Annotated in this window: 17 protein-coding genes; 13 read left to right on the top strand and 4 right to left on the bottom strand. The window is 45.0% G+C overall.

The features are described from left to right. Window positions 1–13: 13 nt before the first annotated feature. The 3 genes from DK430_RS00980 to DK430_RS00970 form a co-directional block, all read right to left on the bottom strand. On the bottom strand, window positions 14–2,071 hold the full coding sequence (locus DK430_RS00980; protein ID WP_162616793.1) for an ABC transporter permease: 2,058 nt from the start codon (window positions 2,069–2,071) through the stop codon (window positions 14–16). A gap of 66 nt (window positions 2,072–2,137) precedes the next feature. Continuing rightward, window positions 2,138–3,172, bottom strand: a complete 1,035-nt coding sequence (locus DK430_RS00975) for an ABC transporter substrate-binding protein (protein WP_109077252.1) — start codon at window positions 3,170–3,172, stop codon at window positions 2,138–2,140. A gap of 280 nt (window positions 3,173–3,452) precedes the next feature. Continuing rightward, on the bottom strand, window positions 3,453–4,493 hold the full coding sequence (locus tag DK430_RS00970) for an ABC transporter substrate-binding protein (protein WP_109077251.1): 1,041 nt from the start codon (window positions 4,491–4,493) through the stop codon (window positions 3,453–3,455). Window positions 4,494–4,800: 307 nt separating this feature from the next. Between DK430_RS00970 and udk the strand changes: the two genes are divergently transcribed. The 5 genes from udk to DK430_RS00945 are packed head-to-tail and all read left to right on the top strand — an operon-like array spanning window position 4,801 to window position 10,285. Then, on the top strand, window positions 4,801–5,451 hold the full coding sequence (udk, locus tag DK430_RS00965; RefSeq protein WP_109077250.1) for a uridine kinase: 651 nt from the start codon (window positions 4,801–4,803) through the stop codon (window positions 5,449–5,451). Between the two features lie 9 nt (window positions 5,452–5,460). After that, the gene (gene dcd / locus DK430_RS00960; RefSeq protein ID WP_109077249.1) at window positions 5,461–6,045 is read left to right on the top strand and encodes a dCTP deaminase; all 585 of its coding nucleotides are present in this window, start codon (window positions 5,461–5,463) and stop codon (window positions 6,043–6,045) included. Beyond that, entirely contained in the window at window positions 6,046–7,248 is a 1,203-nt protein-coding gene (locus tag DK430_RS00955) for an AsmA family protein (protein ID WP_109077248.1), read from the top strand. Between the two features lies 1 nt (window position 7,249). Then, on the top strand, window positions 7,250–8,440 hold the full coding sequence (locus tag DK430_RS00950; protein ID WP_109077247.1) for a sugar transporter: 1,191 nt from the start codon (window positions 7,250–7,252) through the stop codon (window positions 8,438–8,440). An 18-nt stretch (window positions 8,441–8,458) separates the two neighbouring features. Further along, window positions 8,459–10,285 (top strand): DUF4153 domain-containing protein, encoded by a 1,827-nt coding sequence (locus tag DK430_RS00945; RefSeq protein WP_109077246.1) that lies wholly within the window; start codon window positions 8,459–8,461, stop codon window positions 10,283–10,285. A gap of 57 nt (window positions 10,286–10,342) precedes the next feature. Here DK430_RS00945 and der read toward each other — a convergent pair whose 3' ends face one another. Continuing rightward, the gene (der, locus tag DK430_RS00940; protein ID WP_109077245.1) at window positions 10,343–11,884 is read right to left on the bottom strand and encodes a ribosome biogenesis GTPase Der; all 1,542 of its coding nucleotides are present in this window, start codon (window positions 11,882–11,884) and stop codon (window positions 10,343–10,345) included. 285 nt (window positions 11,885–12,169) lie between these two features. Between der and DK430_RS00935 the strand changes: the two genes are divergently transcribed. From DK430_RS00935 to DK430_RS00900, 8 genes are all read left to right on the top strand, one after another. After that, window positions 12,170–13,159 (top strand): DnaJ C-terminal domain-containing protein, encoded by a 990-nt coding sequence (locus tag DK430_RS00935; RefSeq protein WP_109077244.1) that lies wholly within the window; start codon window positions 12,170–12,172, stop codon window positions 13,157–13,159. Between the two features lie 23 nt (window positions 13,160–13,182). Further along, window positions 13,183–13,473, top strand: coding sequence for a chaperone modulator CbpM (locus tag DK430_RS00930; RefSeq protein ID WP_109077338.1), 291 nt, complete (start codon window positions 13,183–13,185; stop codon window positions 13,471–13,473). Window positions 13,474–14,231: 758 nt separating this feature from the next. Beyond that, window positions 14,232–15,527 (top strand): Vi polysaccharide biosynthesis UDP-N-acetylglucosamine C-6 dehydrogenase TviB, encoded by a 1,296-nt coding sequence (tviB, locus tag DK430_RS00925; RefSeq protein WP_109077243.1) that lies wholly within the window; start codon window positions 14,232–14,234, stop codon window positions 15,525–15,527. A 19-nt stretch (window positions 15,528–15,546) separates the two neighbouring features. Then, on the top strand, window positions 15,547–16,494 hold the full coding sequence (locus tag DK430_RS00920) for a Gfo/Idh/MocA family protein (protein ID WP_109077242.1): 948 nt from the start codon (window positions 15,547–15,549) through the stop codon (window positions 16,492–16,494). Between the two features lie 95 nt (window positions 16,495–16,589). Next, a complete protein-coding gene (locus DK430_RS00915) occupies window positions 16,590–17,165 on the top strand; it encodes an acyltransferase (protein WP_109077337.1) in 576 nt (191 codons plus the stop codon). Between the two features lie 13 nt (window positions 17,166–17,178). Next, window positions 17,179–18,255, top strand: a complete 1,077-nt coding sequence (locus DK430_RS00910) for a DegT/DnrJ/EryC1/StrS family aminotransferase (protein ID WP_109077241.1) — start codon at window positions 17,179–17,181, stop codon at window positions 18,253–18,255. Between the two features lie 9 nt (window positions 18,256–18,264). After that, window positions 18,265–19,368: a glycosyltransferase gene (locus DK430_RS00905; protein WP_109077240.1), complete on the top strand. Its 1,104-nt coding sequence runs from the start codon at window positions 18,265–18,267 to the stop codon at window positions 19,366–19,368. After that, entirely contained in the window at window positions 19,368–20,525 is a 1,158-nt protein-coding gene (locus tag DK430_RS00900) for a glycosyltransferase (RefSeq protein ID WP_109077239.1), read from the top strand. The genes DK430_RS00905 and DK430_RS00900 overlap by 1 nt, the downstream gene beginning before the upstream one ends. Window positions 20,526–20,527: the final 2 nt, after the last annotated feature.

Raw genomic sequence — 20,527 nt, 5'->3', positions numbered from 1 at the left:
TTTTACCTACAACTTAATTCATTTTTTTCGCTTTAGAACGGGAAATGCGGGTGTCACCGACAATCCAGTCGAAGAATAAAATAATCGCCATCATTACCACGATTAAGATGGAACCGTATGCAATGGCAATGCCGTATTCGCCGTCTTCTACACGGTTGAGGATGTATGCCGTCGCCACGCGGGTGTCGGCGGTGACCAAGAAGATGATGGCGCTTACGGTGGTCATGGCACGCACGAAGCTGGTAACCAAGGCGGACAACAATGCCGGTTTTAACAATGGCAGGACGATATACCACAGGGTTTTCCATGAGCTACCTTTCAAGGAAAGAGAGGCTTCATCCAGGGATTTATCCAGTTGCCCCAAGCCCGCAATTGCCGCCCGCATACCGATTGGCAAGTCACGCATGACCATAGAAATCACCACGATAATACTGGTGCCGGTGATGTACATCGGTGCATTGTTAAAGGCGAGAATATAAGATACCCCGGCGACCGTGCCCGGTACGGCAAAACAGAGCATGGTTAAGAATTCAAGAGATTTTTTCCCTTGGAAATCTTTGCGTACCACAATGTAGGCGATTAATAAGCCAAAAATGGCGGTGAGCGGTGCGGCGATACCGGCGTAAATTAAGGTGTTGATTAAAGAAGGCCATGCGCCGTCACTTAATCCTTGACCGAACAACATGGCGTAGTTTTTCAGGGTTAAGGTGTAATCTACGCCCCAGTTCACGGTGAAGCTACCGTAGAAAATGCTGCCGTATAAGGCGAGGTTGAAGATCACCCAGAAGCCGAGCATGAAGATAATGGTGTATTTCAAGCCCGTCGGCAGATCCTGCACGTCGCCGCGATAAGATTTACCGGAAACGGTCACATAAGAGCGGTTGCCGATCCACAAGTATTGAATGATGAAAATCGCCAGAGAGAAGATGAGCAACATGGAGCCGAGGGTACTGGCGGAGGCGTAATCTAATTGTGAGCCGGCAATGTAGAAGTAAATTTGCGTCGCGATCACGTCGAAGCTACCGCCCAACACCAACGGGTTACTGAAGTCCGCCAAGGATTGGATAAACACGATTAAGAACGAGTTTGCCAATGCCGGACGCAATAACGGAAAAATGATGTTATAAAAGGTTTGGTAACGGTTGGCGCGCAAGGTGTATGACGCCTCCTCAATGGACGGATGCACGGATTTTAACGCGCCGTCTAAAATCATGAAGGAAATCGGTGCGAACGCCAAAATTTGCGCAATGGCGATACCGTTAAAACCGTATAACCAGTTGTGGTTGGTGAAACCGAAATAAGTGGATAAAAATTCGGTCACATAACCGGAACGACCCAGCATTAAAGTGACCCCTAAACCCACCACGAACGGCGGCGTGACGATAGGCAAAATAGAAAAAATCTTACCGATAAATGCCGTGCGGCGCGCGATACGGGTGGTATAAAGGGCAAATGCCAAACCGAATACCGTGGAAACAATACCCACAAAACCGGATAAGAACAGCGAGTTACTGATCACGCGCACAATGTAGCTTTGCGTCAAGATACGCATCACTTGTTGCGGCGCAAAGGTTTCGCCGTCGTAGAACATGGAGACGAAAATCGCCAATGTCGGGTAAACGATAAAGAAGAAAATCAGCAAAATAATGCAAAGCAGGGACGCGATGATGAATTTATCGCCCTGCATAATTTTCAATTTGGCAAGGGATAGCGTGGCAAGTGCGGTGTAACCGATGAGTAAAACGATCACCGAATAGCCCATGCTGATTTTCAACATGCTGGCGCTAATAAAGGTAAACAGCGTGGCGATTGCCAGTAAGTAAAGTTCCGCTTTGGCTTGGGTGTTGACGGGTAATTTCAGCCACGGCAACAAACCGTACAAAATCACCGGCAGGAACCAAAAAACGGTAATATCAAAAGAAGACCAACCCATGGCATCATAGAATTCGTCGGCAGTGCTGTCGAACAAGCCGTAATCCAAAGCATGGGAAGGTAAAACCAAAAATGCAATTAAGGATAAAATTATCCAAAAATTGGCAGAATGTGTTATCGGAAGTTTATTTGCGTTCATACAACCTCGCATAAGTAGAAAGGAGAAGCAATGCAACGGCGCATCGCTTTTTTTCTAATTCATGGTTTATTTGGCTAATTTGACGTCATCCACCCATTTGGTGATCAGGCGTTTACGTAAATCGGTGGCGCCGTATTTGTCAAAATCATAGTTAATTAAATTAACGGATTTAAAATCCAACGCATAAGGCGATTGTTGCGCGGTGGTGTTGGTTAAAATGGAATAGGCTTCGCCTTTTTGCCAGGTTAACTCCTGCGCTTCTTTAGATAACGCCCAATCCACGAAAAGTTTGGCGTTTTCAAGATTACGGGCACCTTTGATGACGCTTACACCGCCGATTTCATAGCCCGTTCCTTCACATGGAACCACCAATTCTACCGGCGCGCCTTTGGCTTTCTCTAAAGAATATTCGTGTAAAAAGCCGATACCGATTGCCGTTTCGCCACGGGCAGTATTACGGGTCGCCGTGTTGCCGGATTTGGTGTATTGGGATACGTTTTTATTCAAGGCTTTAAGGTAGTTAAACGCTTCCTCTTCGCCCCAAAGCTGCATATAAGTGGCTAATTGAGTGTAGCCTGTGCCCGAACTTTGCGGATCCGCCGCCTGAATTTCATTGCGATACATCGGGTCGGTTAAATCTTTCCAGCATTTTGGTATCGGCAAATTGAGCTTTTGCAAGCGTTCAGGATTTACACCAAAACCCAGCACGCCAAGATAAATGGCGGAGGAGTAATTGCCTTTCATTTTTGCCGGATCGCGAAATTGTTCCACAATTTGCGGTAAATTCGGTGATTTATAAGGTTCTAACAAGCCCATTTCACCCGCTTGAGAATGCGGATCCATGGTGCCGCCATACCAAACGTCCCCTTGCGGATTCTCTTTTTCCGCCTCAATTTTGGCTAAAATGGTGCCGGTACCGCCACGAATAAAACTGGTTTTCACATCATATTTTTTCTCGAACGCCATGGCTTCCTGTTCGCACATGGTATTTTGTGCGCTGCAATAAATCACCAAACGTCCTTTGGCAGTGGCATTGCCGCTCAATAACACCCCACTTAATACAACACCTGAAAGCGCTAACGCAATTTTTGAGAGTTTCATTTTATGACTCCGTTATAATTTTTACGCTATGTTCTTTGGCTCCCTCCGTTTACGGGGGGAGCTGCCGAAGGCTGAGGGGGGGATTATGCCCCCTTCCGCCCTGCGGGCACGTTATTCGCAAGTTCGCACAGCTTACTTGCTCACCCCTTTAGGGTCGTTGGCAAAGCCAACGCTCAAAACGCTTTGCGTTTTGTCCCCCCGCAAGCAGGGGAAGGCAAGATAATACAGAAATAAAAGTGCGGTCAAAAAAACAATTCAATTTTCGACCGCACTTTTTGCGTTATTTCGCTAATTTCACCTCTTGTACCCATTTTTCAATTAAGGCTTTGCGTTGTTCGGTGGCACCATATTTTTCAAAGTCATAATTGATCAGGTTCAATTTGTTCGGATCGAATGCGGTTGGGGATTGTTCTGCGGTGGTGTTGGTTAAAATTTGTAAGGAATCCCCTTGTTTCCAAGCAAGTTCTTGACCTTCTTTGGATAACGCCCAATCCACAAATAATTTGGCGTTGTCGAGGTTGCGGGCGCCTTTTAAGATGCTCACACCGCCTAATTCATAGCCGGTACCTTCGCACGGCACGACCAATTCCAACGGAGCGCCGTTGCGTTTTTCAAGGGCGTAATCGTGTAAGAAACCGATACCGACCGCCGCCTCGCCGCGCGCCGCGTTACGGGATGGGGTAACGCCGGATTTGGTGTATTGGGAAACGTTCGGGTGTAAGGCTTTTAAGAATTCAAAGGCGTTGTCTTCGCCCCAAAGTTGCACGAAGGTGGCAAGGGCGGTGTAAGCTGTTCCCGCACTTTGTGGATCGGCAACTTGGACTTCGCCTTTTAAGCGTGGATCAGTTAAGTCTTTCCAGCATTTCGGCACCTCTTTAATGCCTAATTTTTCAAGACGTTCGGTGTTCACACCGAAGCCTAAAATCCCCATGTAAATGGCAGAAACGTAGTGACCTTTGGTTTTTGCCGGGTCGCGGAAGCGTTCTACGATTTCATCAATGTGTTTGGATTTGTATGGTTCAACCAACCCCAGTTCGGCAGCTTGAGCTTGCGGGTCAAAAGTGCCGCCGAACCAAACGTCCGCTTGCGGGTTATTTTTTTCCGCTTCTACTTTGGCGAAAGTACTGCCGGAACCGTTACGAATAAAGGAGGTTTTGACATCATATTTTTCGCCGAAGGCTTTGGTAGTGGTTTCACATAAAATGTTAGTGGCGCTACAATAAACCACTAAGCGTCCTTTGGCGGTAGCCGCTTGGGAGGCAAGTAATCCGCCGGCGACAAGTGCGGTGGAAATGGCGAGAGAAAGTGATTTTAATTTCATACGAATAACCTCTTAATTGTCCATGAGATATAAAAATTTAATGCCAACCTGCGTTGGCATTTGGTTTTAGGTTGCTGGGAATATTAACGAAATTTTTTAAAAATTAATGTGAGAATTCTCACAAAAATAATAATTTTATGGAGTGAATTTATCGTTTCAGCTTTTGATTGGAGAAATTTTGTTTATCAATTGGCGATAAAGCCTGTCGAATTATGGGCGGGCACTCTATAAAAATAGGATTTTTTTCTTTATAATTTGGCGCATTTATTTACCCGCGCATCACAGGTCAAAAGGGAAGGAAATCGGTATGTCAGACACGCAACATTCATCTTGTATTATTATCGCTATTGCGGGGGCTTCCGCCTCCGGTAAAAGCTCCATCGCTTCCACCGTGCACAAAGAGTTGTGTAATGAATTAGGTTGCGAAGAAATCGGCATTATTGCGGAAGATAGTTATTACAAAGATCAAAGCCATTTGGATATGTCCGTGCGGGTGAAAACCAATTATGACCATCCTAATTCCATGGATCGCGACTTGCTTATTCAACATTTGAAAGCGTTAAAAGCCGGCAACGCCGTGGATATTCCCGTTTATAGCTATGTTGATCACACCCGCACCGATGACGTCACCCATTTCACCCCGAAACGCATTGTTATTTTAGAAGGCATTTTATTATTAACCGATGAGCGTGTGCGCCAATTGGCGGATATTTCGGTGTTCGTAGATACACCGCTGGATATCTGCTTTATTCGTCGTTTACAACGTGACATGGAAGAACGAGGGCGTTCGCTACAATCGGTGATCGATCAATATCGCGCTACCGTGCGTCCGATGTTCCTGCAATTTATCGAGCCGTCCAAACAGCACGCCGACATTGTCATTCCGCGCGGCGGCAAAAACCGCATTGCGATTAATATGTTAAAAGCGCAAATCATGCAGTTGTTAAGCAAAAAATAGGAGCTGCCCATGAGATTATGTGATACCGACATCGAACGTTATCTGGACGACGGTTTGATTTCCCTGAATCCACGCCCGTCTAACGATAAAATTAACGGCGCTACCATTGACGTGCGTCTGGGCAATTCCTTCCGCGTATTTCGTGAGCATTCCGCGCCTTACATTGATTTAAGCGGGCCGAAAGAAGAAGTGTCGGCGCAGTTGGAATCGGTGATGAGCGATGAAATCATTATCGGTGACGACGAAGCCTTTTTCTTGCACCCCGGCGTGTTGGCGCTTGCCACGACCTTGGAATCCGTCAAACTGCCGGCGAATATTATCGGCTGGCTGGACGGTCGCTCTTCCTTGGCGCGTCTGGGTTTAATGGTGCACGTTACCGCCCATCGTATCGATCCGGGTTGGGAAGGCAAAATCGTATTGGAATTTTACAACTCCGGCAAATTGCCTCTTGCGCTGCGCCCGAATATGATCATCGGCGCCCTGAGCTTTGAAGTGTTAAGCGGCCCGGCGGCGCGCCCTTATAGCAGCCGTAAAGATGCCAAATACAAAAACCAACAAAATGCCGTTGCCAGCCGCATTGACGAGGACAAATAAATGAAAAAGATCGCAATGATTGCGGTGGTCGTGCTTGTTGCGATCTTTGCCTTTTTTTACGTCCAAATTCAGAAACTGGAAACCGTCGTGACCGCTAAATTGGCGCAACACGAAACGAGTTTCCGACAATTTAAAGTGGGTGTTTTCCCACAGCCTTATCTTGCATTTGAAAATGTTAAGCACAACCAAATCAGTATTGCAAAACTGACGGGCAAGTTCCCCTTGTCGGCATTATTTTCCGGCGATGTTAAATTGCAGGAAGTCGACATTCAAAACGTCAAGCTCTCTGAAAACGCGCAAAACTCGGCAAACATCCAAATGCGCTTTTCTGATTTTTCCTTGGATAACATCACTCCCGACAAGATTACGTTGAGCGGTGAAAATCAGGTTGTTGTTGAATTGGCAAAACCGCTTTATGGCAACAATAGAGTTTTTCATTTCAGCTTTATCAAAGGCGGGATTCAACGTAGCGATGAAAGAAAGCTTGTAACATATTTTGATCATGTTGTGTTGAATGAAGCGAAATTGGGCTTTATTAAAGCGGAGCTGGACTTATCCCAATACACCAAACACCTGACCGCCGATATTGATTCTTATTGTTCGCCGGATTCACCTTGCACCGCACGCTTGAATTATGTAAGCGAACCGGAAAAAAGTGCGGTCGGTTTTTCCGCTAAAAATTATCCCATGGAGCGCCTGCTCACTTGGCTGACTTTCCCGAAAACCATTACCGGCAACGCCGATGTGGAAATTGCCGTGCAGTTTGCGCATTCCAAAATTATTGACGGTCAGTTTTATTTTGATGCGAGAAACGGCGAATTACTGGGCCTGAACCTGTTAGATCTGGCAGGGCAGTTTTTACCGATTAATTGGGATGAAATCAAGTTAAAAGATAAAGATGGCATTAATACCAAATATGAACAGGTGATTAGCCGCTTCCGTTTACAGGAACATCAACTTGACATTGAAAAAATGACCTTAAAAACCACCGCACTTTTAGGCGAGGGCAATGGTCGGGTGGATTTACAATCTATGCAATGTAACATTCTCCTTAACCTTAGACTGATGAATGACAAATATGCGGAGTTCGTTTTACCTATTCGCTTCTTTGATAGTTGCTATTCACCACAGTATGAAGTGCAATTAGACAAAGACTTTCGCAATAAAATCAAAGATCTGATTCGACGTAAATTAAAACAATAATATGGTTTCTTTAAAAATTGTACGACGTCTGAAATTTTTTCGCGTCGTTTTGTTGGCATTTGCCGCGTTTATTTTCAATACTACGGAATTCTTACCTGTTGCGCTGTTGTCCGACATTGCGCAAAGTTTCCAAATCCCCGTACAGCAAGCCGGCTTGATGATTACCGTTTATGCCTGGATTGTTTCCCTGATGTCGCTGCCGTTTATGCTGATGACGGCAAAATTGGAACGGCGTAAGCTGTTGATCACCTTATTTATCGTCTTTGTCGCCAGCCATATCTTATCGGTATTGGCGTGGGATTTTTGGATCCTGCTGTTATCCCGTATCGGCGTGGCGTTTACACATGCGATTTTCTGGTCGATTACCACCTCTCTGGCGGTACGGGTGGCGCCGAAAGATAAAAAAGCGCAGGCGATCGGATTGTTGGCGATGGGGAGCGCCTTGGCAATGGTGCTCGGATTGCCGCTGGGGCGGATTATCGGGCAATATTTCGGCTGGCGCGAGGCGTTCGGCATTATTGCGTTTTTGGCGTTTGCCGTGCTTGTGTTGCTTTATCGCTTCCTACCGCACTTGGCGAGCCGTAATGCCGGTTCGTTAAAATCCGTGCCGTTGCTGTTCAAACGCCCGCTGTTGGTGGGCTTATATGTGCTGACCATTCTTATTATTTCGGCGCATTTCACCGCATACAGTTACATTGAGCCTTTTATCGTGCGTATCGGTGAAATGAGCGACAGCACCGCCACGGCGATTTTGCTGATTTTCGGTTTATCGGGCATTACCGCCAGCTTGTTATTTAACCGCTTTCACCGCTTTGCGCCGGCAAAATTTTTGTTAAGTGCGATGTCTATTTTAATGCTTTCCCTGTTGTTGCTATTGCCACTCAGCCACAGCCAAACCTCTATGTTTCTGCTGGCATTCGTGTGGGGCATCGGCATTTCCGGTATCGGTCTGAGCTTGCAGGTGCGCGTGTTGCAACTGGCGCCCGATGCCACGGATGTGGCGATGGCGATTTTCTCCGGGCTGTATAATATCGGCATCGGCGGTGGCGCACTATTGGGTAATCAAGTTATGCAATACATTGGGCTTGCCAATATCGGCTTCTACGGCGCGGTGTTTGCGGCAGTTGGGATGATGTTGTTTATATTTATTCATTTTCGCTATGGAAAAGCCAATAGCGGAAATTCTCTCTAACAAAAAGAAGGACACTTTATGAAAAAATGGCTTTCACAATTTGTACAACTGGCAAAACAAGCCTTGATTCGACATCCTGTTGAGCTTTTATTGGTGGCGATTTGCGGCGCAATTCCGATTTTTGCGTCGGATCCTCATGCAATGATGGAGCGTTATGCCGACTTTTTGGTGTGGGCATTGATGGCGTTTATGCTGGTGAATCTGACCCATGGAAGCAAGTATTATCGCTTGAGTATTTTCATTCCTATCGCTTTTGTGTTGCTGGCGAAATTCGTTGATCTTACCGATTTCATACAAAGTGCGCGTTTCGGTATTTTAAACCTTGCCGTATTAGCGATTTTCTTATGTGAAAACGCGGCAAAAAACAACCGCACTTTTATGAGTGAGCTTCTGCATAAAATCCTGAATCTCGTGTTTGCACTGTTGTTGGCTTCCGTATTTGGCGGAGCCGGTAGCGGATTGGTGGCAGCCATTGAAGCATTATTTCATGTTCGTCTGTATTCCTTTGACGTGTATTCCCGCATTTGGCTCGCCGCGTGGTGGTGGGTTTTCCCGCTGTCATATTTAAGTTTGTCACAACGCGCGAACTTAACCGGGGTACGTTTTAATGAATTAGCTAAAATCTTGCTGAATTGGTTTTTATCACCGGCGTTGGTGATTTACACCCTGATTATTTATGCTTATGCGGTGACGATTCTGGTTCAAGGCAAAATGCCGGAAGGCATGATCGCCAATGTAGCGTTTCCTTATTTGATGATCGGCATTACGCTTTATACCGTGCAAGTGCTGTTAGATAAAGAAAAATGGCAAAAATTCTATCGTCTGTTGCCGTGGTTGAGTCTATTGCCGTTGGCAATGTTGTGGTATGCCGTCTCTATTCGCATCCATCATTACGGCTTTACTCAGGAACGCGTGTACTTAGTCATGGGCGCCGTGATACTTGTATTATGGCATCTCATTTTGCTCGTGCCGAAAATCAGACAATATCGTCTTCTGGCGGGCGTGTTGTTGGTGGTGTTATTGAGCAATGTTTTTGTGATTGATGCTAAGCAAATCGCTTACCAAGATCAATTAGTGCGTTTTGATAATTTCGTGAAAACCCAGCAATTATTAGATAGCAACGGCAAATTATCGGAAGAACGCATTAACCAATGGGTCGAAAAAAATAAAGACGGTGAATCTTCCAAGCTCATTGACGAATTTCGTGAACTACATTATGCCGTGTTGTTGAATAGCGGCGAAAAACGGGAGGCTGAATTTAAGCAGCGGTATGGCATTCCGAAAGAGGAAGGCGCTTATAAATGGATGCCGGACTCCGTGGAGAGTAGAGCGTATAAAAATCGTTTAACGGATTATTTTCTCATTCAGAATAGAAAACAGCAGACCATAAATATTCAAGGTTACAATCAATTCCTTTGGGTTAATGGCGCCATGGCAGAACGTTATCTTGTCAGTAACTCGCAGGAACCATGCCGCATTCAGCTGGAAACGGTGATTAATTTTGAGGGGGAGGTAAATGATGTTTATGCGGAATGTGATAATTTCCTGCGTAATAATAATCCACCTGATTTTCTGTTAAAAATTCAGCAGAAAAATAGCGAAGAATACGTCATATGGAATCTTGACGCCTATCTGCGGGATTTATTCGTGCAGCACAATTTGGATATTCACAAGAAATACACTGAGAATGAATTAGAGGTATTAACGAAAGGGGGTAAACCTTATGTAGTGATAAACGATACCGTGATTTTGTTTGAGGATTTTGGTATTGAATATGTGGAAAGGGGTGAATATAAAGGCTATGCTTTCAAACGGTTATCCATTGACGGCGTTTTATCAAAATAATTAATGACAAAAAAGTGCGGTGATTTTTCACCGCACTTTTTTTATCTTTCTTTGCTTTTATCTTTTCGCTTTTTTAATAAACTTCATCAAACGCTTACGTTTACGCAATTGGTTTGGCGTGAGTTTATTGCGTCTGCCGGCAAACGGATTGTTGCCTTCTTGGAATTGCAGACGAATCGGTGAGCCGATGATTTTTAGGCTACGGCGGAAATGATTGGATAAATAACGCTTGTAAGAATCCGGCAGTTTATCCACTTGGTTGCCGTGAATCACAATAATCGGCGGGTTATAGCCGCCCGGGTGGGCGTATTTGAGTTTCACGCGGCGACCGCTAATCATCGGCGGCTGGTGCTCGTCCACCGCAATTTGCAGAATGCGGGTGAGCATGGAGGTGGTCATTTTCTGCGTGGCGCATTCATAGGCTTCTTTGACGGAGTCAAACAAATTGCCGACACCGCTGCCGTGCAGGGCGGAAATAAAATGCACGCGGGCGAAATCAATAAAATCCAAACGGCGATCCAGTTCGGATTTCACCCGATCTTTCACGTCCGAATCCAAGCCGTCCCATTTATTCACCACAATCACAAGAGAGCGGCCGGCGTTCAAAATAAAGCCGAGCAGGGATAAATCCTGATCGGAAATGTTTTCCCGCGCGTCAATCACCAACAGCACGACGTTGGCATCTTGAATGGCTTGCAAGGTTTTGATCACGGAGAATTTTTCCACCGCTAAATGCACCTTGCCGCGTTTACGCACGCCGGCGGTGTCGATTAAGGTGTATTCCTGCCCGTCGCGTTCCATCGGAATATAAATGCTGTCGCGGGTGGTGCCCGGCAGGTCGTAAACCACCACGCGATCTTCGCCTAAAATACGGTTGGTCAGCGTGGATTTGCCCACGTTCGGGCGCCCCACAATGGCGATTTTGATGTTTTTCTTATCGGGCGTTTGTTCGTGCGCCAGTTCTTCGTCTAAAAGTGCGGTGTCTTCTTCGTTGGAAAAATCGAAATCTTCGTCCCATTCGTCAAATTCGGCAGATTCGGAGATGTCAGAAGAAACGTCGGAATTTTCCACCGCACTTTCTTTCGTTTCGTCTGCCAGTTGTTCCGCCAGCGGGCTTAACACCTGTTCCATCAGACTGACGATACCGCGCCCTTGGGAGGCGGCGATTTGGGCGATGTCACCCAAGCCTAATTGATAGAATTCCGCGCAGTGGGAATCGGCATCGATGCCGTCCACTTTGTTGGCAACCACCACAGTGGTTTTGTTTTGTCGTTGGCGCAAATAATTGGCGATGCCGATATCTGCCGAAGTGAGACCTGCACGGGCATCGACTAAGAATAAAACGATATCCGCTTCTTCAATGGCGAGAAGTGATTGCTCCGCCATTTTTTCTTCCACGCCTTCTTCCGTGCCGTCGATACCGCCCGTATCAATGACGATAAAATCGTGCCCGGCAAGGTGGGCGTGACCGTATTTGCGGTCGCGGGTTAAACCGGGGAAATCGGCGACAAGGGCGTCGCGGGTGCGGGTCAGGCGATTGAATAGGGTGGATTTACCCACATTCGGACGACCGACCAAGGCAACTACGGGAGTTGTCATAAAAACCTCTTATAAATGAATGTGCCACGGGAGTATTGACATCGGCACTTGAAAAATGGCAGGCATTATAGCGGATTTTAGCCATGATGAGAAATGACAAGGCTTCAGCGTGATAATTTATTTCAAAAAATCACTTTAAAAATTCGAGGTTGGCATTATATTAAATAGACGAAAATTTATACTGTTCCTCTGATCAAGTCATCAAATTGCCCTAAGCAGTTCAGAATTTAGTGGTAAATCAAACCGAATAATACGATTTAAACATTTAAAGAAATAAGGATAACTATGGCAAAACAAACTTATTACGAGATATTAGGCGTGGACAAAAATGCCGATCTCGACGCAATTAAAAAAGCGTACCGTAAATTGGTGCGGAAATATCACCCCGATGTGAGCAAAGATCCCGACGCGGTGCAGAAAACCGCCGAAGTGAACGAAGCGTATGAAACCCTGAAAGATACGCAAAAACGGGCGGAATATGATGAAATGCTCGCCAACCCGTTTGGCCATGCAGGACAAGGCAATCCGTTCGGCGGCGCTCGTCAAGGCAACCCGTTTGAAGGGGCGTATGGCGACGGCAACGGTTTCCGCCATTATGAATTTCATAGTGGTGCGGACGGCGAACCGTTCGGGCAGGGCGATTTCCATTTTGAAGATTTATTTTCCGCTTTCGGTCGTCGCGGACAGCAACAACCACATGGCCGACAAACGGGACCGATGAAAGGGGAAGATCAACATGCCGAATTAAGTATTGATATTTCGGCGGCATATCACGGTGCGGAGCGTTCTTTGAGCTTGAACGTGCCGACCATTGACGACTACGGACGAATTACGCACCAAGCGAAAACCTTGAATGTGAAAATCCCGAAAGGCATTGCCGAAGGGCAACAAATTCGCTTATCAGGACAAGGGTTGCCGGGCATTAACGGCGGTTCAAACGGCGATTTGTATTTGAAAATCCGTTTTCACGAACAGCCTGATCTTTATGTAAAAAACAAAAAAGACGTTTACCAAACCATCGATATTTTCCCATGGCAGGCGGCGCTGGGCGGTAAAACCGTGGTTTCTACCATCGGCGGAACATTGCAAATTAACTTACCGGCAAACAGTCAAAGCGGCAAAAGCATTCGCTTAAAAGGCAAAGGGATTCCGGCGAAAGAAGCGGGGGATTTATATTTGAATATTCGTATTGTGGTGCCGACTGTGGAAAACGACGCGGATCGTGCCGCATGGGAACAATTGAGCGCGCATTTTGTAGCGAAGAACAAGGCATAATGGAAGAATAAGGACTTAATATGATGAATCAAGATATTGATATTAAACTGAGTTTTAGTGAAATGTTAAATGTGTGTGCCGGTGAGCGTCAATGGCTGCTGGCGTTGATTGATGAAGGTATTATTTCTGTGGAAGGACATCCGGAGCACGCAGTATTCAGCGGATTCCAAATGGCGCGCGTGCGTCGGGCACATCGTTTGAGTCATGATTTTGATGCCAGCATGCCGGCGTTAAGCTTGATTATGCAGTTGTTGGATGAAGTGGAGGAGTTGCGTAAACAAACCAGACCGATTTCATTGTTAAACGATCGTTAATAAAATACCTGAAAAATCCACCGCACTTTTTATTAAAAGTGCGGTTTTATTTTTGATTGCTTTGTAAGTTTTGTGTAAGCAATTGTGATTCTTGTGTCAATAATGTAAGCATTTCTTTCTCTGTATAAAGAAGACAGGTTTTCTGATTTGTTTTATTTATTCTTTTTATTTTATTTTGTTTTTTTATTCCTGACTTTTACTTTTCTCCTCTATGTTAGTTCTGTTTTAACTTGTTTTTTTTCTTTTGTTATCATTGCTTTGGTTGCTGTATTTTTTGGGCTTTTATATTCTATAGGTTTATATGTTAATTGTTTTTATTTTAAAAAATATCATTTAAATGTTTTTTTTGTGATGTTTTTATAAAAAAGTTTTACCTGAATTTTTGCATTTTATTTTTATTGCTAATTTATTCTCTGTTTTTATATTTTTAGAAGTGTATTTTCCTTTTATTTTTATATTCTAATATTATTTTTAAAATCCTATTTGGATAGGTTTTGTTTTTGTGTTTATAATGAAATTTGGTTATATATCAATCTGTTGCGATTTTATTGCTGTTTTTTATTATCGGTTTTTTTAATTTTGTTTAGTGGTTAGACCAGATTTTCTTTATGAACTATTTTTATCGATTTAAAGTCCTAGCTGTATCACATCTAGTTCTATTAAATAATATTTATCGGGATTTTTTATGGGTGGCGGGATTTTTCAAGTATGTAAAGATAAATTCAAGCCATTAAGTTAAATACACAGAGATGTCATCTATGGATCTTAAAAATTATAAAATCGGCGTCGTTGGCTTGGGTTATGTAGGTTTACCTTTAGCCGTCGAGTTTGGCAAAAAAATCGCAACTGTAGGTTTTGATATTAATCAGGAGCGAATTGAGGAATTAACATCAGGTAAAGATCGCACATTGGAAGTGGCACCGGCAGATTTAAAGGCCGCAACGCATCTTTCCTATACCGCAGATTTGGCGAAGTTAAAAGAATGTAATTTCTTTATTGTGACTGTGCCAACCCCTATCGACGATGTCAATCGTCCTGATCTCACTCCATTACAAAAAGCGAGCAAAACCGTCGGTCAAGTGCTGAAAAAAGGTGACATTGTGGTATATGAATCCACAGTTTACCCGGGTGCAACCGAAGAAGTGTGCGTGCCGATTTTAGAGCAGGTTTCCGGTTTGAAATTCAATGAGGATTTCTTTGTTGGATACAGCCCTGAGCGCATTAACCCGGGCGATAAAGTTAATACGTTAACCAAAATTAAGAAAATCACCAGCGGTAGCACACCGGAAATTGCAGATATTGTGGATGCAATTTACGGAAGCATCATCACAGCAGGCACCCATAAAGCGTCTAGCATTAAAGTGGCGGAAGCGGCGAAAGTGATTGAAAACACCCAACGCGATTTGAATATTGCGTTAATCAATGAGCTATCCATTATTTTTGAGCGTATCGGCATTGATACCTTAGATGTGTTGGAAGCTGCCGGCAGTAAATGGAACTTCTTGCCATTCCGTCCGGGCTTAGTGGGTGGACACTGTATCGGTGTGGATCCTTATTATCTTACCCATAAAGCGGAAGAAGTAGGCTATAACCCGCAAGTGATTTTAGCCGGTCGTCGTATTAATGACGATATGGCGAATTATGTAGCTCAAAGCACCATTAAAATGATGATCAATAACAATATTGATGTGGCGCGTGCCAAAGTGGGTATTTTAGGTGTGACTTTCAAAGAAAACTGCCCGGATATTCGCAACAGTAAAGTGGTGAATATGATCAAAGAATTTGAAAACTGGGGCGTGGAAGTGGTGATTGCCGACCCTTGGGCAGACGCAGAGGAAGTGAAGGAAGAATACGGTTTAGAACTCGCTTCCATTGATGCCAAACACCCGGTGGATACCTTGGTGGTTGCCGTGGGGCATAAAGAATTCCGTGATTTGGATTCTAAAACCTTGCGTTCTTATGTTCGCACCGAAAAACCGGTATTGGCGGACGTGAAAAGTCTCTTTAATCGCGACACCTTGGCAGAGCAAGGTTTCAGCGTGTTCCGTTTATAAATTTTAAGGAAAGCAGAATATGAAAAAATTTGCATTAATCGGTGCGGGCGGTTACATCGCCCCCCGACATTTAAGAGCAATTAAAGATACCGGCAATACCCTGGTGGTGGCGATGGACGTGAATGATTCTGTCGGGATCATGGACAGCCACTTCCCTGAAGCGGAATTTTTCACCGAGTTTGAAGAATTCGAAGCCTTTGTGGAAGATCAAAAATTAAAAGGTGAAAAGTTGGACTACGTTGCCATTTGCTCGCCAAACTACTTACACGCACCACACATGAAATTCGCACTGAAAAACGGCATTGATGTAATTTGTGAAAAACCGTTGGTGTTGAATTCTTCCGATTTGGATATGTTAAGTCAGTACGAAAAGAAATACGGCGCCAAAGTCAATTCTATTCTGCAATTACGACTGCATCCATCCATTATTGCATTACGCGACAAAGTGGCTGCCGCTCCGGCAGATAAAGTGTTTGACGTTGATTTAACCTATCTCACTTCACGCGGAAAATGGTATTTGAAATCTTGGAAAGGTTTCGATGAAAAATCCGGCGGTGTAGCAACCAATATCGGCGTGCATTTCTACGATATGTTGCATTTCATTTTCGGCAAAGTGGTCAAAAACGAAGTGTATTACCGCGATGAAAAAACCGTTTCCGGCTATTTGGAATATGAACGTGCGCGCGTGCGTTGGTTCTTATCCATTGATGCCAATAATCTCCCACCAAATGCGATACAAGGTGAAAAACTCACTTACCGCAGCATTACCATCGAAAACGAAGAACTGGAATTTTCCGGTGGCTTTACGGATTTGCACACCCAAAACTATCAATTAGTGTTGGAAGGCAAAGGCTATGGTTTGGAAGAAAACCGCACCGCCATTGAAACCGTAGAACACATTCGTACGGCAGACATCATTAAGAACCCAGCACACCCGCATCCGTTCTTAGCGAAAGTATTGAAATAGGAAATTTTGTATAAGGATATCGACTGCGCTTTGGGCGGATAACGTCAAAAGTGCGGTCGATTTTTTAAATGTTTTTCACAACGGATAAAAAAGCGATGGATTACTATCAACACGAAACCGCGATCATTGATGAAGGCGCGCAAATCGGCGAAGGTTCGCGTATTTGGCATTTCGCTCACGTTTGCGGCGGCGCCAAAATCGGCAAAGGCGTGTCACTGGGACAAAATGTGTTTGTCGGCAACAAAGTCACCATCGGGGATAAATGCAAAGTGCAAAATAACGTTTCCGTGTATGACAACGTGCATTTGGAAGAGGGCGTATTTTGCGGGCCAAGCATGGTATTTACCAACGTTTATAACCCGCGTTCTCTGATTGAACGAAAAAGCGAATATCGCGATACCCTTGTGAAAAAAGGCGCGACCCTTGGTGCCAATTCCACCATTGTGTGTGGCGTGACCATTGGTGCTTATGCCTTTATCGGCGCCGGTGCGGTGATTAATCGTGATGTACCGGATTATGCCCTGATGGTCGGCGTGCCGGCGAAACAAATCGGTTGGATGAGCGAATACGGCGAACAGCTTGATTTGCCTTTGGAAGGTCAAGGCGAAGCCCGTTGTGAACATACGGGTGCGATTTATCGCTTAGACGGTAACAAAGTGACGAAATTGTAAATGGGGAAGCAAGATGGAATTTATTGATTTAAACGCACAGCAAGCACGCATTAAAGCCAAAATTGATGCGGGCATTCAGAAAGTATTAACCCACGGAAAATATATTTTAGGGCCGGAAGTGACCGAGCTGGAAGAAAAGCTAGCAGCTTACACAGGCGCAAAATATTGCATTACTTGTGCCAACGGCACCGATGCCTTGCAAATTGCGCAAATGGCATTGGGGATTGGTGTGGGCGATGAAGTGATTACCCCAGGCTTTACTTATATCGCTACTGCAGAAACTGTGGCGCTATTAGGTGCGAAACCGGTTTATGTGGACGTCGATCCTAAAACCTACAATCTTGATGTCGCGAAATTGGAAGCAGCGATTACGCCACGCACCAAAGCGATTATTCCGGTGAGTTTGTACGGTCAATGTGCTGATTTTGATGCTATTAATCAGGTTGCGCAAAAATACAACCTGCCGGTGATTGAAGATGCGGCGCAAAGTTTCGGTGCAACCTATAAAGGCCGTAAGAGCGGTAATTTATCTACCATTTCTTGCACCAGCTTTTTCCCGAGCAAACCTTTGGGTTGCTACGGCGACGGCGGGGCGATTTTCACTAACGATGAAACATTAGCAACCGTGATTCGTCAAATTGCGCGTCATGGACAAGATCGTCGTTACCATCATATTCGTGTGGGCGTAAACAGTCGTTTGGATACCTTGCAGGCAGCCATTTTATTGCCGAAATTGGAAATCTTAGAAGATGAAATCCTTGCCCGTCAGGTCGTAGCTGCAAACTACAACGATTTATTCCAAGCCGCAGGCATTACCTCCACACCGTTCGTGGAAGAACATAACCGTAGTGCTTGGGCGCAATATACGATTCAAGTAGATAACCGTGCCGAAGTGCAGGAAAAACTGAAAGCACAAGGTATTCCGACTGCCGTGCATTATCCGATTCCGCTAAATAAACAACCGGCAGTTGCCGATGCGCAATCGAATTTACCGATTGGCGATAAGATCGCAGAACGTGTTATGAGCTTGCCGATGCATCCGTATATGACTTTAGAAGAACAGCAAATCATCGTTGAGGCGTTGGCGTAGGATTGATTGATGGAGCGAGAAAATTTACGCGTATTGCTGGTAAGTGATATGGGGCATATCGGCGGCACGGAAATTGCCACGCTGATTGCCGCCACGGAATTAACGCCATTGGTGGAATTCGTTGGGGTATTTGGCAAAACAGGCCCGTTATTTGAACGTATCGAAAAACTTGGCGTGCAGCAAATTAACGCAGATTGTCACACCAAAAATCCGCTTAAACTCCTTGATTATGTGTTTAAGCTGGTGAAAACCGTCAACGACAATCGAATTGATGTGATTCATGCCCAAATGGCGCGTCCGTTGCCGTTTATCTGGTTGGCAAAGAAATGCTTCAAAAATAAAAACGTGAAGATTTTCTGGACATCCCGTGGCTTGGATCATGAAACTTATCAAAAAGTCGTGCCGTTTTTCAGCAAAATGGGCGTGCGTGGTTTAGGTAATTGCAAGTTGGAACAGCAAAAACTGATTCGTTATGGCTATCCGGCAGCACAAACCGACTATGTGTATAACGCCTATCGTTTAACGCCGACGGACAAGCCGATGAAATCGCTAGACAAAGAGAATTTCACTATCGGTACTTTATCCGCCTTGCGTGAAGGACGTAGCGTGGAACTGTTTTTGGAATTAGCCAAATACATGCTGAAAAACAATGCGGATCGACAACTCCGTTTTGTTATTGGCGGTGACGGTAATCATCGCGCCACATTGGAAACACTGGCGGTGGATTTAGGTATCGATCAGCAGGTGCAATTTTTAGGCAGAATTACCGATGTCGCCACCTTTATGGATGACATCGACGTATTCGTTAGTCCCTTAGTGGTGGACGGTGATACCGGTGCAGGACTGTCCAATTCCATCGTCGAAGCTATGATCATGAAAGTGCCGGTGTGTGCCTTCCGTGCTGCCGGTATTGAAGAAATCGTTATTAATGACCAAACGGGGCATTTGATTGAACCGCGAGATATTCCTGCCATGGCGGAAGCGGTGATTAAAACCCTCGATGAGAAAAATCAGACAGAAAGTGCGGTCAAAAATGCCTACGATTTGATTATTCGCGAGTGCGAACCGAAAGAATACGCGCAAAAACTGTTACGTTTGTATAAGGAATTGTAATGCATATTTTGCTGTTGCCTTCTTGGTATCCGTTACATCAAAACGATTTAAACGGCTGTTTCTTTCGAGAACAGGCGCAGGCGTTGGCGCGTAGCGGGGACAAAGTCGGCGTTATCGTACCGCAGTTGCGTTCTTTGCGTTTAGGCAAACGCGCGGTGTTCGGCAGATATGATGAAGAATTATGGCAAGACGGTGACGTCGCCACTTATTTCAAACACGGCGTGGCGTGGTTCCCCAAAGTGCCTTATGTGGACAGCAAACGCTGGGTAAATGCCGGTCTTGCGTTATTTGAACGCTATGTGAAAGAGCAAGGCAAACCTGATGTATTGCACGTGCATAGTTTGTTACACGCAGGGCCTTTAGCCGTTGCCATTCATGACAAATACAACATTCCTTATTGTGTCACCGAACACAGCACCGTGTATGGTCGAGGCTTGGTGCAAAATTGGGAATTACCACAATTAAAACGTGCCGAACAGGGCGCAGGAAAATTGTTGGCGGTCAGCAAAAGTTTAGCGGATATTTTAAAAGCGATGTTAAACGGCAAAGATTGGGAAGTGTTCCCGAATCTGCTGGATAACGTGTTTATTGAGCAAAACGGTGTTGATGTTGCCAGAAAAGAACAGCTTTGTGCCGTGGGTTTTTTGCATCAAAAGAAAGGTTTTGATGTACTGATTAATGCCTTTGTGATCGTGTTGAAAACGCACCCGCACTTGCGTTTAATGATTGCCGGCGACGGTCCGGAAAAAGCCAATTTATCCTCATTAATTACGCAACTTGGATTACAAAATAATGTGGTGTTACTCGGTGCACAGACTCGCCCCGAGGTGCGTCGTTTAATGCAAGAAAGCCAAGCCTTTGTGCTGTCCAGCCATATTGAAACTTTCGGTGTGGTGGTGATTGAAGCCTTGTCGCAAGGCACACCGGTGGTGGCGACCTTATGTGGTGGGCCGGAGTCGATTTTAACGGAGCAGGATGGTTTGTTTGTTCCGGTGAATGATAAAAGCGCCTTGGCGCAAGGTATTTTAGATTTATTGGCGAATCGGGATAAGTTTGATCATGAATCGATCAAAACCCGTTGTATCGCCACCTATTCCGAATCGGCGTTTGTGCGCAGATTGCACGGGATTTATGAAGCTATTTTAAAGAATAAATAACA

It is taken from the genome of Aggregatibacter kilianii, from assembly GCF_003129965.1.
Taxonomy (GTDB): Bacteria; Pseudomonadota; Gammaproteobacteria; order Enterobacterales; family Pasteurellaceae; genus Aggregatibacter; species Aggregatibacter kilianii_A.
Note: the sequence above shows the minus strand (reverse complement) of the source record. Positions and strands in the feature narration are given on the sequence as shown.